Annotated in this window: 13 protein-coding genes, 1 tRNA gene and 3 pseudogenes; 11 read left to right on the plus strand and 6 right to left on the minus strand. The window is 72.9% G+C overall.

Features of this window, described 5'->3' with window-relative positions:
* Positions 1–124: 124 nt before the first annotated feature.
* On the minus strand, positions 125–1,951 hold the full coding sequence (locus tag ACFYU0_RS14735; protein WP_351668951.1) for an AMP-binding protein: 1,827 nt from the start codon (positions 1,949–1,951) through the stop codon (positions 125–127).
* A gap of 314 nt (positions 1,952–2,265) precedes the next feature.
* The gene (locus ACFYU0_RS14740) at positions 2,266–3,144 is read right to left on the minus strand and encodes a LysR substrate-binding domain-containing protein (protein ID WP_389300968.1); all 879 of its coding nucleotides are present in this window, start codon (positions 3,142–3,144) and stop codon (positions 2,266–2,268) included.
* Between the two features lie 140 nt (positions 3,145–3,284).
* Between ACFYU0_RS14740 and ACFYU0_RS14745 the strand changes: the two genes are divergently transcribed.
* Entirely contained in the window at positions 3,285–4,316 is a 1,032-nt protein-coding gene (locus ACFYU0_RS14745) for a bile acid:sodium symporter family protein (protein ID WP_389300970.1), read from the plus strand.
* A 166-nt stretch (positions 4,317–4,482) separates the two neighbouring features.
* Here ACFYU0_RS14745 and ACFYU0_RS14750 read toward each other — a convergent pair whose 3' ends face one another.
* The gene (locus ACFYU0_RS14750) at positions 4,483–5,400 is read right to left on the minus strand and encodes a zinc-binding alcohol dehydrogenase family protein (protein ID WP_389300972.1); all 918 of its coding nucleotides are present in this window, start codon (positions 5,398–5,400) and stop codon (positions 4,483–4,485) included.
* Positions 5,401–5,524: 124 nt separating this feature from the next.
* On the opposite strand from ACFYU0_RS14750, the gene ACFYU0_RS14755 reads away from it, so the two are divergent.
* Both ACFYU0_RS14755 and ACFYU0_RS14760 read left to right on the plus strand, forming a co-directional pair.
* A complete protein-coding gene (locus ACFYU0_RS14755; protein WP_351668946.1) occupies positions 5,525–5,962 on the plus strand; it encodes a MarR family winged helix-turn-helix transcriptional regulator in 438 nt (145 codons plus the stop codon).
* 19 nt (positions 5,963–5,981) lie between these two features.
* Positions 5,982–6,509 carry an isochorismatase family protein gene (locus ACFYU0_RS14760; protein WP_389300975.1) on the plus strand — a complete coding sequence of 176 codons (528 nt, stop codon included), beginning with the start codon at positions 5,982–5,984 and terminating at the stop codon, positions 6,507–6,509.
* A gap of 114 nt (positions 6,510–6,623) precedes the next feature.
* On the opposite strand, the gene fdhD is transcribed toward ACFYU0_RS14760, so the two are convergent.
* From fdhD to ACFYU0_RS14775, 3 genes and pseudogenes are all read right to left on the minus strand, one after another.
* The gene (gene fdhD / locus ACFYU0_RS14765; RefSeq protein WP_351668944.1) at positions 6,624–7,472 is read right to left on the minus strand and encodes a formate dehydrogenase accessory sulfurtransferase FdhD; all 849 of its coding nucleotides are present in this window, start codon (positions 7,470–7,472) and stop codon (positions 6,624–6,626) included.
* 7 nt (positions 7,473–7,479) lie between these two features.
* Positions 7,480–7,860: pseudogene (locus ACFYU0_RS14770) on the minus strand (4Fe-4S dicluster domain-containing protein); the annotation flags it as partial.
* Positions 7,861–7,865: 5 nt separating this feature from the next.
* Positions 7,866–7,988 (minus strand): annotated as a pseudogene (locus tag ACFYU0_RS14775) (oxidoreductase); the annotation flags it as partial.
* Positions 7,989–8,109: 121 nt separating this feature from the next.
* On the opposite strand from ACFYU0_RS14775, the gene ACFYU0_RS14780 reads away from it, so the two are divergent.
* The 8 genes and pseudogenes from ACFYU0_RS14780 (at position 8,110) to ACFYU0_RS14815 (ending at position 14,930) form a co-directional block, all read left to right on the plus strand.
* On the plus strand, positions 8,110–9,441 hold the full coding sequence (locus ACFYU0_RS14780) for an OFA family MFS transporter (RefSeq protein ID WP_389300979.1): 1,332 nt from the start codon (positions 8,110–8,112) through the stop codon (positions 9,439–9,441).
* Complete coding sequence (locus ACFYU0_RS14785) at positions 9,416–9,544, plus strand: hypothetical protein (protein WP_351668942.1); 129 nt, start codon at positions 9,416–9,418, stop codon at positions 9,542–9,544. The genes ACFYU0_RS14780 and ACFYU0_RS14785 overlap by 26 nt, the downstream gene beginning before the upstream one ends.
* A 138-nt stretch (positions 9,545–9,682) precedes the next feature.
* The gene (locus ACFYU0_RS14790; RefSeq protein ID WP_351668941.1) at positions 9,683–10,630 is read left to right on the plus strand and encodes a beta-ketoacyl-ACP synthase III; all 948 of its coding nucleotides are present in this window, start codon (positions 9,683–9,685) and stop codon (positions 10,628–10,630) included.
* Between the two features lie 145 nt (positions 10,631–10,775).
* Positions 10,776–11,453, plus strand: a complete 678-nt coding sequence (locus ACFYU0_RS14795; protein WP_389301893.1) for a GntR family transcriptional regulator — start codon at positions 10,776–10,778, stop codon at positions 11,451–11,453.
* 78 nt (positions 11,454–11,531) lie between these two features.
* A pseudogene (locus tag ACFYU0_RS14800) lies at positions 11,532–12,133 on the plus strand (succinate--CoA ligase subunit alpha); the annotation flags it as partial.
* 251 nt (positions 12,134–12,384) lie between these two features.
* On the plus strand, positions 12,385–13,926 hold the full coding sequence (locus ACFYU0_RS14805; protein ID WP_389300983.1) for an aldehyde dehydrogenase family protein: 1,542 nt from the start codon (positions 12,385–12,387) through the stop codon (positions 13,924–13,926).
* A gap of 175 nt (positions 13,927–14,101) precedes the next feature.
* A tRNA-Leu gene (locus ACFYU0_RS14810) sits at positions 14,102–14,186 on the plus strand.
* Positions 14,187–14,324: 138 nt separating this feature from the next.
* Entirely contained in the window at positions 14,325–14,930 is a 606-nt protein-coding gene (locus ACFYU0_RS14815) for a class I SAM-dependent methyltransferase (RefSeq protein ID WP_389300986.1), read from the plus strand.
* Positions 14,931–14,979: the final 49 nt, after the last annotated feature.

A 14,979-nucleotide genomic window follows, 5' to 3' on the forward strand; every position in this document is an offset into this window, starting at 1 on the left:
CTCGTTGATCCTTCGGTTGTCGACAGGTGGTACCCCATCGTCAACGATCACGAGGCCCCCGCGCATTCCTGACGGCGCGATCCGCGCCGGGAATTTCCGCCGGAGGCGGCCGGCCCGCGGTGTCTCAGGCCTGGTAGAGCGCCTCGACCTCGCTCACGTACGCCTTCTCGATGGCCTTGCGCTTCAGCTTCAGCGACGGGGTCAGCAGGCCGTGCTCCTCGGTGAACGGCTGCGCCAATATGCGGAAGGTGCGGATCGACTCCGCCTGCGAGACCAGGGTGTTGGCGGCGACGACCGCCCGCCGCACCTCCGTCTCCAGGTCCGGGTCGCGCACGAGCTGCGCGGGGCTGAGCCGGGGCTTGCCGCGCATCTGCAGCCAGTGCTCGACGGCCTCCTGGTCGAGCGTGACCAGGGCGGCGATGTACGGCCGGTCGTTGCCGACGACGATGCACTGGTTGATCAGCGGATGCTCGCGCACCCGCTCCTCCAGCACCCCGGGGGAGACGCTCTTGCCGCCGGAGGTCACCAGGATCTCCTTCTTGCGGCCGGTGATCGTCAGGTAGCCGTCCTCGTCCAGGGCGCCGAGGTCGCCGGTGGCGAGCCAGCCGTCGTGCAGGGTCCCGTCGGTGGCCTTCTGGTTGTTGAGGTAGCCCTGGAACACGTTGCCGCCGTGCAGCCAGACCTCGCCGTCGTCGGCGATGTGCACGGTGACGCCCGGGATGGGCTGGCCCACGGTGCCGTAGCGGGTGCGCTCGGGCGGGTTGGCGGTGGCGGCCGCCGAGGACTCGGTCAGGCCGTAGCCCTCGTAGATCTGCACCCCGGCGCCCGCGAAGAACAGCCCGAGCCGCCGGTCCATCGCGGAGCCGCCGGACATCGCGTTGCGGATGCGGCCGCCCATGGCCGCGCGCACCTTGGAGTACACGAGCTTGTCGAAGAGCTGGTGCTGCATCCGCAGGCCGGCCGACGGCCCGGGGCCGGTGCCCCACGCCTTGGCCTCGACGGCGTCCGCGTACTTCACCGCGATGTCGACGGCCTTCTCGAAGGGCCCGTCCCGGCCCTCCTTCTCCGCCTTGCGCCGGGCGGAGTTGAACACCTTCTCGAAGATGTAGGGCACCGCGAGGATGAACGTGGGCCGGAAGGCCTGCAGATCGGGCAGCAGGGCGGCCGCGTGGAGCTGCGGCTGGTGCCCGAGGCGTACCCCGCCGCGGATGGTGGCGACCTCGACCATCCGGCCGAAGACGTGCGCGAGCGGCAGGAACAGCAGGGTGGAGGCCTCGTCGCCCTTCTTGGTGTGGAACACCGGCTCCCAGCGCCGGATCACCGTGTCCGCCTCGTACATCAGGTTGCCGTGGGTCAGCACACAGCCCTTGGGGCGGCCGGTGGTGCCCGAGGTGTAGATGATCGTGGCGACCGACTCCGGGGTGATCGCCTGGCGGTGCCGGTCCACCACCTCGTCGTCCAGGTACGCGCCGGAGTCGTACAGCTCCTGCACGCAGCCCGAGTCGAGCTGCCACAGCTCACGCAGCCGCGGCAGCCGGTCGATCACGGTCGCGATGGTCATCGCGTGGTCCTCGTGCTCCACGATCGCCGCCGTCACCTCGGCGTCGTACAGCATCCAGAAGCACTGCTCCGCCGAGGACGTCGGATAGACGGGGACCACCTGCGCGCCGATCGTCCACAGGGCGAAGTCGAAGAGGGTCCACTCGTAGCGCGTGCGGGACATGATGGCGACCCGGTCGCCGAACCGGATGCCCCTCGCCAGCAGGCCCTTGGCCAGGGCCAGCACCTCGTCCCGGAACTCCGCCGAGGTCACGTCCCGCCACTGACCGGACTCGTCCTTGCGGCCGAGCGCCACGTGCAGGGGGTCCGTCCGGGCATGTTCGAAGACGGCGTCGGCGAGTCCGCCCACCAGCGGCGCCGACGTCAACGGAGGGGTGGTGAACTCGCGCAATCCCTCGCTCCCCGTCCTTGCTTTTCGGTCACGTCCGCGACGCTCCGCACGGCGCCGTGAAAGCTACCCCACCCGTCAGCCGGACGGGAGGGGCGCGGAAAACGAGCAAACCTCGCCTTCTTACCCGACGACGATCGGAAAATACCCTCACATGGGTAAGGGCCGGACACAATACTGACGAGTCAGTAACTTACGGAGCCGTAATCTCCACCGAATCTGTACGACGCGGTTACCGCTTGCCGACCTGGCCAGAGCGCCGTGAAGGGCGGTCCCAAGGCCTTCTCGTCGTGACCGGCCAGGGCCCCTGGCCGGAATCAGCGCCCGGCGCGCTGCCGCCCGTGCAGCCGGTCGCCGCCCGCCAGGATGGCCGCGGCCAGCGCGTCGGCGGCCGCGTCGGCGGCGCCCCGGCGCCTGCCGTGCACGACGACGAAGTCGACCTTGCCCAGTTCCGGCAGGGCCGGGCGCTCCGGCAGCCGGAACAGGCCCGGCGGGATCAGACGCCTGGAGTGGGCCATGACCCCGAGACCGGCGCGGGCCGCGGCGACGAGGCCGTTGAGACTGCCGCTGGTGCACGCGATCCGCCACTCGCGGCCCTGCGCCTCCAGCGCCTCCAGGGCGCGGGCCCGGGTGATGCCCGGCGGGGGGTACACGATGAGCGGGACCGGCCGGTCCGGGTCCAGCCGCAGGTGCTCGGAGCCGATCCAGACCAGGTCGTCGCGCCACACCAGCTCGCCGCGCGGGTCCTCGGGCCGCCGCTTGGCCAGCACCAGGTCGAGCTTGCCCGCCGCCAGCCGCTCGTGCAGCGTGCCGGACAGCTCCACGGTCAGCTCCAGGTCGACCTCGGGATGGTGGTGGCGGAAGCGCTCGAGGATCTCCGGCAGCCGGGTGAGGACGAAGTCCTCCGAGGCGCCGAAGCGCAGCCGGCCGCGCACCCGGGTGCCGGTGAAGAACGCCGTCGCCTGCTCGTGCACCTCCAGCAGCCGGCGCGCGAAGCCCAGCATGGCCTCGCCGTCCTCGGTCAGCTCCACCGAGTGGGTGTCCCGGGAGAAGAGCTGACGGCCGGTGGCGTCCTCCAGCCGCCGCACGTGCTGGCTGACCGTCGACTGGCGCAGTCCGAGGCGCCGGGCGGCCTGGGTGAAGCTCAGCGTCTGCGCCACCGCCAGGAAGGTGCGCAGGTGGGTGGGGTCGTACACGCCCGCAGTCTAGTCGTGCTCATCACGGAACACGATGGCAGTCAGAGTGGTATGCCGGATTCCCGATCGGCGCACCGCGGAGGACGATGGAGGGGGCCCTCCGGGCCCGGACGTGACCGACGAACAGCGAGTGGAGCACCGTGAAACGCCCGCACTGGCCGAGCTGGATGCCGATCGACCCGTACATCGTGCTGCTGATCGGCACGGTGGGGCTCGCGGCGCTCCTCCCGGCCCACGGCACCGGAGCGGACGTCGCCTCCGGGGCGTCCACGGCGGCGATCGCCTTCCTGTTCTTCCTCTACGGCGCCCGGCTCTCCACCCGCGAGGCGCTGGACGGCCTGCGTCACTGGCGTCTGCACGGCACCGTGCTGGCCTGCACCTTCGTGGTCTTCCCGGTGCTGGGCCTGGCCGCCCGCGGACTGGTCCCGGTGCTGCTGACCCAGCCGCTGTACCAGGGGCTGCTGTTCCTGACGCTGGTGCCGTCCACGATCCAGTCGTCCATCGCGTTCACCTCGATCGCCCGCGGCAATGTGCCCGCCGCCATCTGCGCCGGCTCGTTCTCCTCCCTGGTGGGCATCGTCGCGACCCCGCTGCTGGCGGCCGCCCTGCTGGGCAACAGCGGCGGCGGGTTCTCCGCCGACTCGCTGGTGAAGATCGTGGCTCAACTGCTGGTGCCGTTCGTCGCGGGGCAGGTGCTGCGCCGGTGGATCGGCGGCTTCGTCGCCCGGCACAAGAAGGTCCTCGGCCTGGTCGACCGCGGCTCGATCCTGCTGGTCGTCTACACCGCTTTCAGCGAGGGCATGACCCAGGGCATCTGGCACCAGGTCAGCGCCGTGCGGCTGGGAGCGCTGCTCGTCGTCGAGGGCGTGCTCCTGACCGTGATGCTGCTGCTGACCTGGTACGGCGCACGCGCGCTCGGCTTCGGCCGGGCGGACCGGATCGCGATCCAGTTCGCCGGGTCGAAGAAGTCCCTCGCCTCCGGCCTGCCCATGGCCAGCGTCCTGTTCGGCGCCCACGCCTCCCTGGCCGTGCTGCCGCTGATGCTCTTCCACCAGATGCAGCTCATGGTGTGCGCGGTCATCGCCAGGCGGCGCGCCCACGACCCGGAGGCCGCCGAGCCGCCCGGGCCCGCCGCCGCGTCCCGCACGGCGGTCGGCACCGGCTCCCGCTGAGCCCCCGCCCGTCCGGCGCCGGCCGCTCCCCGGGGTCCTCACCGGGCCGCCGCGGCTTCCGCGGCCTCCCTGACCCGGATCCGGCGCCGGCGGTCGGCCGCCGACCCGGTCCAGCGGCAGCCACGGCACGGTGTCCTTCGGGGACCGCCGCTCCTTCGCGGCGCCGCTACGGCCGCAGGACGACCTTGCCGAGGTTGGCCCGTGCCCGGACGGCCTCGTGCGCCTTCGCCGCGTCCTCCAGCGCGAACTCGCCGTGCACGGCGGGTCTTAGGGCGCCATCGGAGAACAGGCGCCACAGCTCCCGCCGCCACCGCTCGTACAGCTCCGGCCGGCCGCGGGCGATCAGCGCCATCTGGAACCCGATCACCGACTTGGCGCCGACCAGCAGGTCGTACGCCTGGATCGTGCCGCCGCCGGAGCTGTAGGCGACCAGCCGGCCGTGCGGGGCGAGCGCGGCGAGAGCGGGGGTGAGCAGATCACCGCCGACCGCGTCCAGCACGCAGTCGTACGGCTCCCCCCACCGCTCGTCGCCGTACCGGACGCAGTCGTCGGCGCCGAGCGAGCGGACGAAGTCCGCCTTCGCAGGATCGGAGACGGCGCCCACCACCCGCCGGGCACCCAGCACCCGCGCCAGCCGCACCGCGAGCTGGCCGGCCCCGCTCGCGGCGGCCGTGACGAGCACCGACTCGCCGCGCACGGGACCGGCGGCGTGCAGCGCGCCGCGGGCCACCAGTCCGCCGCGCACCAGCGCGACCGCGTCGACGCAGGTCGCGTCGTCGGGCACCGGGGAGGCCATGTCCTCGCGCAGCAGGGCGAAGTCGGCGTAGCCGTGGCCGAAGCACAGCCCGGTCACCCGGTCGCCGGCCCGGAAGCGGCTCACGTCCTCGCCGGCGGCAACCACCGTGCCGGCGATCTCGCCGCCCAGCGGGATCGGCTCGGCGGCCTCGGTCACCTTGCGGACGACGGGCAGCGTGACCCCGACCGCCTCGCAGCGCACCAGCAGCTCCCCGGCGCCGGGCTCGGGTACGGCGGCCTCCTCCACGAACAGCGGACCGCCGGCGGACTCGTAGCGGACGCGGCGCATCGCGGCCTCCAGACGCCGGGACGCACCCCGGCAGGTCGTTGGGAACACCCATGAACTCGTTGGGAGCCCCAACGGTACTGAGGGGTCGTTGGGAAGTCCAAGGATTTCTGGCTAGGCTGCCGTCATGGCCGAAGCACCCCTCCCCGCCATCCGCGCCCTGCCCAGCTGGGTCCTCGGCCGGGCCGCCGCCCGGGGCCGCGCCCTGGTCGCCGACGCCCTGGCGGCCGAGGGCATGAAGATGTGGCACCACGTCGTCCTCTCCGCCGTCCGCGACCTGGCGCCCGTCGCCCAGGCAGACCTCGGCCGCGGGGTCGGCCTCGACGCCAAGGACCTGGTCGGCGTCCTCAACGACCTGCAGTCCGCCGGTTTCGTCCTGCGAGCCCCGGACCCGAAGGACCGGCGCAAGAACGCCGTGTCCCTCACCGAGGACGGCGCCCGTCTGCTCGTCCGCTGCGAGAAGGCGGCCCGCGAGGCCAACGACGAACTGCTCGCCCCGCTGTCGACGACTGAACGCGATCAGTTCATGGGCCTGTTGACCCGGATTTCCGGCACCGTCGGCTGACGGCGGTTAACGTTCCGTCATGACCGCAGCTCCCGTGCTCGATCCCCGGCGCACCGCCCTCGTCCTGGTCGACCTGATGGACCGCGTCGTCGCGCTGCCCCTGGAACCCCGCAAGGGCACCGAGGTGCTCACCACCGCCGAGGAGCTGGCCGCCGCCTTCCGCGCGGCCGGGGCGCTCGTCGTGCTGATCCGGGTAGAACGCCCCACGGTCGCCGAACAACCGCCCGGCAGCGGTCTGGTGGCGGGCTTGCGCCGGGACGGCGACCTGGAGGTGGTCAAGCGCACCATCGGCGGCTTCCACGGCACCGACCTCGACGAGCGGCTGCGCGAGCGGGGCGTGCGCACGCTGGTGTTCGGCGGCATCGCCACCAACCTCGGCGTCGAGTCCACCGCCCGCGCCGCCGCCGACCTCGGCTACGACCTGGTCTTCGTCGAGGACGCCATGGCCGCGCTCACCGCCCCCGAGCACGAGGCCTCGATCCGGCTCGACTTCCCGCGCCTGGGCACGGTGATCGGCGCGCGGGACCTGCGTCTCACCCGCGGCTGACGGTTCGCGGAGCCGCGTTCCGCGCGCGGTTCCGGCCGGCCGAACAGCGGGCCCCCGCGGCGCAGGGGGCGCTCCCCGCCGGCAGGGCCCCACCGCCGTGCCGCGGGGGATCCGTCAGCTCCGCGCGGCCGTGGCCGGCAGGGCGACGCGGTCCTCGCCCGCGTACACGTTCATCGAGCCGCCCCGCAGGAAGCCCACCAGGGTCAGGCCCGTCTCGGCGGCCAGGTCGACGGCCAGCGACGAGGGCGCCGACACGGCCGCGAGCACCGGGATGCCCGCCATCACGGCCTTCTGCGCCAGCTCGAACGAGGCGCGGCCCGAGACCAGCAGGATCGTGCGGGACAACGGCAGGTCGCCGTTCTGCAGCGCACGCCCGACCAGCTTGTCCACCGCGTTGTGCCGGCCCACGTCCTCCCGCACGTCCAGCAGTTCCCCGTCCTCGCTGAACAGGGCCGCCGCGTGCAGGCCCCCGGTGCGGTCGAACACCCGCTGGGCCGCCCGCAGCCGGTCGGGCAGGCCGGCCAGCAGCTCGGGGGTGACCCGGACCGGGGGAGTGTCGGCGATCGGCCAGCGCGTGGTGGTGCGGACGGCGTCCAGGCTGGCCTTCCCGCAGAGGCCGCACGAGGAGGACGTGTACACGTTCCGCTCCAGGCTGAAGTCGGGCAGCGCGACGCCGGGCGCGGTCTTCACGTCGACCACGTTGTAGGTGTTCGAACCGTCGGCGGTCGCCCCCGCGCAGTACACGATGTTCAGCAGGTCGGCGGCGGTGCCCAGGACGCCCTCGCTCACCAGGAACCCCGCCGCCAGCGCGAAGTCGTCGCCCGGTGTGCGCATGGTGATCGCGAGGGGTCTGCCGTTCAGCCGGATCTCCAGCGGTTCCTCGGCGACGAGCGTGTCCGGCCGGGTGGAGACCGCCCCGTCCCGGATGCGGAGGACCTTGCGGCGTTCCGTGACTCGTCCCATGTCCTGATCAGCCCCGGTTCTGTACGTGCTGGTAGCCGAAACGGCCCTTGATGCGGAGATTGCCGTGGGTCACCGGGTTGTCGTGCGGTGAGGTGACCTCGACGATCTCATTGTCCTGCACATGGAGCGTGAGGTTGCGGCCCACTCCGCAGTAGGCGCACACCGTCGTCGTCTCCGTCTGCCTCGACTCGTCCCAGGTACCCGCCGACCGCCTGTCGAACTCCGACTTGAACGACAGCGCACCCGTCGGGCACACCTCGACGCAGTTCCCGCAGTTCCCGCAGTTCCCGCAGTACCCGCAGTTCCCGCAGTACCCGCAGGCCCAGTCGGTCAGCGGCGCGTCGTGCTCGACGGCGATCCGCGCGTCGAAGCCCCGCCCGGCGACCGCGCCACGTCGACCGGGCCCACTTCGGCGGGGTGGTCGGTGGCGCCGGGGTGCGCGGTGAAGTCGCCGCGCGGGCCGAGCACCCGTACTCCGTGCCGCCTCATGGCCGCGAGATGCGGTCCACGGGCCAATGGACGAGAGCCCGGCAAGGGTTCGCGCGACGACCGTTGAACGCCCTCCGCATACCGTTCACCGCATACGGTCGACGGCGCGTCTTCTCAACTTCCGGAACCGGTCCTACCGTTCGGCGTCATGAGCAGCCCCCCTGTCGCACCCCCGGGCTGGAGCCGCTGGCTGGTCCCGCCCGCCGCCCTGTCCGTCCACCTGTCCATCGGCCAGGCCTACGCCTGGAGCGTGTTCAAGCCGCCGCTCGAGTCCGCCCTGCACCTCGACGGCACCCGCAGCGCGCTGCCCTTCCAGCTCGCGATCGTGATGCTCGGGCTGTCGGCCGCCTTCGGCGGCACGCTCGTCGAGCGCAACGGGCCGCGCTGGGCGATGACCGTGGCCCTCGTCTGCTTCTCCTCCGGCTTCCTGCTCTCCGCGCTCGGCGCCGAGACCCAGCAGTACTGGCTGATCGTCCTGGGCTACGGCTTCGTCGGCGGCATCGGCCTCGGCATCGGCTACATCTCACCCGTCTCCACCCTGATCAAGTGGTTCCCGGACCGGCCCGGCATGGCCACCGGCATCGCCATCATGGGCTTCGGCGGCGGCGCGCTGATCGCCTCGCCCTGGTCGGCGCAGATGCTGGAGTCCTTCGGCACCGGCCACTCCGGGATCGCGCTCGCCTTCCTGGTGCACGGACTGACCTACGCCGTCTTCATGACGCTCGGCGTGCTGCTCGTCCGCGTGCCGCGCACCGAGGAGCCGGCCGGGGACGGACCGGCCGCCGCCACCGAGGGCGTGCGGGTCTCCGCCCGCGGTGCCGTGCGCACCCCGCAGTTCTGGTGCCTGTGGGTGGTGCTCTGCATGAACGTGACCGCGGGCATCGGCATCCTGGAGAAGGCCGCGCCGATGATCACCGACTTCTTCGCCGGCGGCTCCACGCCGGTGTCGGCCTCGGCGGCCGCCGGATTCGTCGCGCTGCTGTCGGCCGCCAACATGGCCGGCCGGATCGGCTGGTCCTCCGCCTCCGACCGGATCGGGCGCAAGAACGTCTACCGCGTCTACCTCGGCGCCGGCGCCCTGATGTACCTGCTGATCGCCCTGTTCGGGGACTCCTCGAAACCGCTGTTCGTGCTCTGCGCGCTGGTGATCCTCTCCTTCTACGGCGGCGGCTTCGCGACCGTCCCCGCCTATCTGAAGGACCTCTTCGGCGCCTACCAGGTCGGCGCCATCCACGGCCGGCTGCTCACCGCCTGGTCCACGGCCGGCGTGCTCGGACCGCTGATCGTCAACTGGGTCGCGGACCGGCAGGAGGAGGCCGGGAAGCACGGACCGGCGCTGTACGGGCTGTCCTTCGGCATCATGATCGGCCTGCTCGTCGTCGGTTTCGTCGCCAACGAACTCGTCCGTCCCGTGCACGTACGCCACCACGTGCCCGCCCCGAGGGAGGCAGCAGATGCCCAGCGACAGCAGCCCGCCTAGCCGGTCCGGCCTGATCCTGCTCGCCTGGCTGTGGGTGGGGGCGCCGCTCGCCTACGGACTGTACGAGCTGGTCCGCAAGGCCACGCAGTTGTTCACGGGGTGAATGGTCGGGCGTCCGAGCGTGTGACGGAAGCCGACAACTCGGATGCCCGATTCCTGTGCCCTCGCCTGCCGCCGTACTCGCGAGTCACTGGCCAGACTGATGGATCCCGCTACCCACGGCAACGAGGGGATCCCCCAAATGCACGGCTCGCGCATCGCGGCCATCGGCCACTACCAGCCCGCCAGAGTGCTCACCAACGACGACCTGGCGGGCATGGTCGACACCAGCGACGAGTGGATCCGCGGCCGGGTGGGCATCCGGACCCGGCACATCGCGGGCCCCGACGAGCCGGTCGACGAACTCGCCGCGCACGCCGCCGCCAAGGCGCTCGCCGCCGCCGGGCTCACGCCCGGTGACATCGACCTGGTGCTGGTGGCCACCTCCACCGCCATCGACCGCTCCCCGAACACCGCCGCCCGCGTGGCCGCCCGGCTCGGCATCCCGCGCCCGGCCGCGATGGACGTCAACGTCGTCTGCGCCGGGTTCACCCACGCGCTCGCCACCGCCGACCACACGGTACGGGCGGGCGCCGCGACCCGGGCGCTGGTCATCGGCGCCGACAAGATGTCCGAGGTCACCGACTGGAGCGACCGCAGCACCTGCGTCCTGGTCGGCGACGGGGCCGGGGCCGCCGTGGTCGAGGCCTGCGCGCCCGGTCAGCAGCCCGGCATCGGGCCGGTGCTGTGGGGGTCGGTGCCGGAGATGGGCAACGCCGTGCGCATCGAGGGCACCCCGCCCCGGTTCGCGCAGGAGGGCCAGAGCGTCTACCGCTGGGCCACCACCCAGCTCCCGCCCATCGCCCGGCGCGCCTGCGAGCGGGCCGGACTGGACCCCGCCGACCTCGCCGCGGTCGTCCTGCACCAGGCCAACCTGCGCATCATCGAGCCCCTCGCGCGGAAGCTGGGCGCCGTGAACGCCGTCGTCGCGCGCGACGTCACCGAGTCCGGCAACACCTCGGCGGCCAGCATCCCGCTCGCGCTGTCCAAGCTGCTCGAACAGGGCGCGGTCCGCAGCGGGGACGCGGCCCTGCTGTTCGGCTTCGGCGGCAACCTGTCGTACGCGGGACAGGTCGTCCGCTGCCCGTGACGTGCGGCGCGCACCCGTGTGTGACGCGTCCGGCTTTCCCTGCCCCTGGTGCGTTTTGCGTGCGGTAGACCGTAGACGATAGACAATTGAAACTGGCTCCGTTGGCACACGGCCGGGCGCCGGCCCGCCGAGGAGGGGGACCGTGATGTTGTCGACCGGACTGCCGCAGGGAGCCGTACCCAAGCTCGAACGGCCCGGGCCGCTGCGCGACCGCGTCTACGAGGCCCTGCTCGAACTCATCACCACCCGCGCCCTGCGGCCCGGCCAGCACCTGGTGGAGAGCGAACTCGCCGGGCACCTGGGCGTCTCCCGCCAGCCGGTGCGCGAGGCGCTGCAACGGCTGAACACCGAGGGCTGGGTCGACCTGCGCCCCGCCCAGGGCGCGTTCGTGCACGAGCCGACCGAGGAGGAGGCCGACCAGCTCCTGACGGTCCGTACGCTCCTGGAGGCGGAGGCGGCCCGCCTCGCCGCCCTGAACGCCGGCCGGCCGGGCACCGACGCCCTGGAGGAGCTGTGCGCCCAGGGCGAGCGGGCGGTCGCCGACGACGACGTGGACCGCGCGGTCGCCCTGAACGCCGCCTTCCACGCCAAGATCATGGACCTGGCCGGCAACGCGGTCCTCGCCGAACTCGCCGCCCAGGTCGACCGCAGGGTGCGCTGGTACTACACCCCGGTGGCCCGCCGGCGCGGCAGCCGGTCCTGGATCGAGCACCGCGAGCTGATCACCGCCATCACCGCCCAGGACGCGCCCCGCGCCGCCGAACTGATGCGGGAGCACACCGAACACACCCGCCGCTCCTACCACGAGCGCGACACCGCCTGACCGGAGCGGACTCGACGCCGTAAGCCGCGCTGTACGGCTTCCGGCGTCGGGGGCCGCCCCCGAGGGCGCCTCCCGCCCGCCGTCGTCATCACCGAGGGCATCCCGGTCCACGACACGACACCGTCGCCTTCACCGCGTACGCCGCACGGCACGGCACCCGCGTCATCGGCCCCAACTGCCCCGGCCTGATCACCCGCGGCCAGTCCAGTGCGGGCATCATCCCCGCCGACATCACCGAACCCGGCCCCATCGGCCTGGTCTCCAAGTCGGGGACCCTCACCTACCAACTCACGCACGAACTGCGCGACACCGGCTTCTCCACCTGCGTCGGCATCGGCGGCGACCCCGTCACCGGCACCGGCCACATCGACTGGCCGGCCGCCTTCCAGGACGACCCCGACACCGAACTCGTGCTGCTCATCGGGGAGATCGGCGGCGACGCGAAGGAACGCGCGGCCGCCTACGTCCGCGACCACGTCACCAAGCCCGTCGTCGCTTATATCGCCGGATTCACCGCCCCCGAGGGCCGCACCATGGGCCACGCGGGCGCCATCGTCTCCGGCTCGGCCGGCACGGCCCAGGCCAAGAAGGCGGCGCTGGAGGCGGCCGGCGTCCGCGTGGGCGGCACCCAGGCCGGGACGGCCCGGCTCACGCTCGCGCTGCTGCGCGACGGCACGTGAGGTCACTCATAGTGCGGACGCGGTCACTGTCGCACATGTTGCCGCGGCGGTAACTTCCATGCTGCGCCCGGCCGCACGCCGTCCACCGGCCGCCCCCGGGCGCCGTACGACGTCCGCCCGCACGACGGCGCCAGCCGTGCGGCCGGACCGGCCACGCACCTCCCGCCGACGAAGCAAGCCATGCACCTTCCGCCGACGAACCAGCCATGCACCTCCCGCCCCCGACCGTGCACCGGAAGCGGAGCAAACCGATGGCACCCATCCTCACCCTCAAGAACGGCACGTCCTGGACCGAGGCCTGGCAGCGCTGCCTCGCCGCCGCCCCCGAGGCCTTCCGGGACGACCGCGTCCTCAACCTCTGGAACGCCGCCTGGCGCGCCGACGGCAGGGCGCTGCCCGCCACCAGCCCGGTCGACGGCAGCCCCATCGCCGGCCCGCCCCGGCTGGACCGGGCCACCGCCCGCCAGGCCGTGGCCGCCTCCCTGGACCAGCACCGCGCCTGGCGGCACACCCCGCTGGCCGAACGCCGGGCGCGCGTCGCGGCCACCCTCGACGCCCTCACCGAGCACCGCGAACTCCTCGCCCTCCTCCTTGTCTGGGAGATCGGCAAGCCCTGGCGGCTCGCCCGGGCGGACGTGGACCGCGCCATCGACGGGGTCCGCTGGTACGTCGACGGCATCGAGCCGATGCTCGCCGGCCGCGCCCCGCTGGACGGCCCCGTCTCCAACATCGCGAGCTGGAACTACCCGATGAGCGTCCTCGTGCACGCCCTGCTCGTCCAGGCGCTCGCGGGCAACGCCGTCATCGCCAAGACCCCGACCGACGGCGGCGTCGCCTGCCTCACCCTGGCCTGCGCCCTCGCCGCCCGCGAGGGGGTCCCCGTCACCCTGGTCAGCGGCAGCGGGGGCGAGCTGTCCCAGGCCCTGGTCCGGGCCCCGGAGATCGGTTGCGTCTCCTTCGTCGGCGGCCGCGACACCGGCGCCGCCGTCGCCACGGCCGTCGCCGACCTCGGCAAACGGCACATCCTCGAACAGGAGGGCCTGAACACCTGGGGCATCTGGAACTTCTCGGACTGGGACGCGCTCACGGCCGTCGTCCCGAAACTCTTCGACTACGGCAAACAGCGCTGTACGGCCTACCCGCGCTTCGTGGTCCAGCGCGACTCCTTCGACGCCTTCCTCGCGGCCTACCTGCCGGCCGTCCGCACGGTGCGGGTCGGCCACCCCCTCGCGGTCGAGCGGGCGACCGACCCCTGCCCGGACCTCGACTTCGGCCCGCTGATCAACGCGGCCAAGGCGAAGGAGCTGCGCGACCAGGTCGCGGAGGCGGTCGACCGGGGCGCCGTCCCCCTGTACCGCGGCAAGGAGGCCGACGCCCGCTTCCTCCCCGGCCAGGACACCTCGGCCTACGTCCACCCGGTCACCCTGCTCAACCCGCCCCGCTCCTCCCCGCTCCACCACGCGGAACCCTTCGGTCCGGTCGACACGATCGTCCTGGTCGACACCGAGGCGGAACTGCTGGCCGCGATGAACGCGTCCAACGGCGCCCTCGTCGCCACCCTCGCCACGGACGACCGGGCCACCTTCGACCGACTGGCCCCGCAGATCCGCGCCTTCAAGACCGGCCACGGCACACCCCGCTCCCGCGGCGACCGCGACGAACTCTTCGGCGGCTTCGGCGCCTCCTGGCGCGGCGCCTTCGTCGGCGGCGAACTCCTGGTCCGCGCCGTCACCCGGGGACCCGCGGGTGAGCGTCCGCCCGGCAACTTCCCGGAGTACCAGCTCATGCCCTGACCCACCGCCCCGCGTACCCGTACGGTCACCTTCCGTACGCCCCGGCGGGCGGGACCCGCAAGACTCCCCGCCCGCCGCCCACCACCCGGATACGCAGGTGAAACGCACTCCCGAGTCTTGGTATTGTTGTCCATGTCGCCGCGGGGAACACCCCCGGTCAGGCGGCAGACACCTTGTCCGGGTGGCGGAATGGCAGACGCGCTAGCTTGAGGTGCTAGTGCCCTTTATCGGGCGTGGGGGTTCAAGTCCCCCCTCGGACACTCACCGTGGGAACACGGACAAGAGGGCCACGACCTGCCGGGTCGGGGCCCTCGTCGCGTTCCCAGGTCCGCCGGCGATGCTCGCGGAGCGGGCTTGGCGCGTCTTCGGGCGGCGCACGGCCCCGTATCGTTGGCCGCATGAGTCGCTGGAACGAGCTGACCGGGGGCACGTCCGGACAGGACTACGCCGCCCGGTTCGCGGCGCTGGCCCGCAGCGGGACGGACGTGCACGGTGAGGCCCGGTTCTGCGCCGCCCTCGTGCCCGCCGGAGCGCGCGTGCTGGACGCCGGGTGCGGCACCGGACGTGTCATGATCCGGCTCGCGGAACTCGGGTACGACTGCGTCGGCGTCGATCTCGACGCCTCGATGCTGGCGGTGGCGCGGGAGCAGGCGCCGGAACTGCCCTGGTTCCAGGCCGACCTGACCCGGTTCGAGCCCGGCCTCCTCGGCATCGAGGCGGACTTCGATCTCGTGGTCGCCGCGGGCAACGTGTTCCCGTTCCTCACGGCCGGCACCGAGGCCGCGGCGGTCGAGCGCCTGACCGCGGCCCTGCGCCCCGGGGGTCTGTTGGTCGCCGGCTTCGGCCTGGACGAGGCCCACCTGCCCGTGCCGCCCGGCATCACGCTGCCGGAGTACGACGACTGCTGCGCCACGGCCGGCCTCACCCTCGTCGACCGCTTCGCCACCTGGGACGCGGACCCCTACGACGGCGGCGGCTACGCCGTCAGCGTCCACCGCCGGTAGACCTCCGCCGTCGCGGCCCTCGCTCCGCGTGCTTACGCGGCGCCCGTCA

It is taken from the genome of Streptomyces sp. NPDC003720 (assembly GCF_042875075.1).
Classification (GTDB): domain Bacteria; phylum Actinomycetota; class Actinomycetes; order Streptomycetales; family Streptomycetaceae; genus Streptomyces.

Excerpts from the sequence above, each read along its gene's own strand:
- ACFYU0_RS14815 (WP_389300986.1), top strand. The coding sequence starts at position 14,325 with ATGAGTCGCTGGAACGAGCTGACCGGGGGCACGTCCGGACAGGACTAC.
- ACFYU0_RS14750 (WP_389300972.1), bottom strand. The coding sequence starts at position 5,400 with ATGCGCCGCGTCCGCTACGAGTCCGCCGGCGGTCCGCTGTTCGTGGAG.
- ACFYU0_RS14755 (WP_351668946.1), top strand. The coding sequence starts at position 5,525 with ATGGCCGAAGCACCCCTCCCCGCCATCCGCGCCCTGCCCAGCTGGGTC.
- ACFYU0_RS14760 (WP_389300975.1), top strand. The coding sequence starts at position 5,982 with ATGACCGCAGCTCCCGTGCTCGATCCCCGGCGCACCGCCCTCGTCCTG.
- ACFYU0_RS14805 (WP_389300983.1), top strand. The coding sequence starts at position 12,385 with ATGGCACCCATCCTCACCCTCAAGAACGGCACGTCCTGGACCGAGGCC.
- ACFYU0_RS14790 (WP_351668941.1), top strand. The coding sequence starts at position 9,683 with ATGCACGGCTCGCGCATCGCGGCCATCGGCCACTACCAGCCCGCCAGA.
- ACFYU0_RS14795 (WP_389301893.1), top strand. The coding sequence starts at position 10,776 with ATGTTGTCGACCGGACTGCCGCAGGGAGCCGTACCCAAGCTCGAACGG.
- fdhD (WP_351668944.1), bottom strand. The coding sequence starts at position 7,472 with ATGGGACGAGTCACGGAACGCCGCAAGGTCCTCCGCATCCGGGACGGG.
- ACFYU0_RS14780 (WP_389300979.1), top strand. The coding sequence starts at position 8,110 with ATGAGCAGCCCCCCTGTCGCACCCCCGGGCTGGAGCCGCTGGCTGGTC.
- ACFYU0_RS14785 (WP_351668942.1), top strand. The coding sequence starts at position 9,416 with ATGCCCAGCGACAGCAGCCCGCCTAGCCGGTCCGGCCTGATCCTGCTC.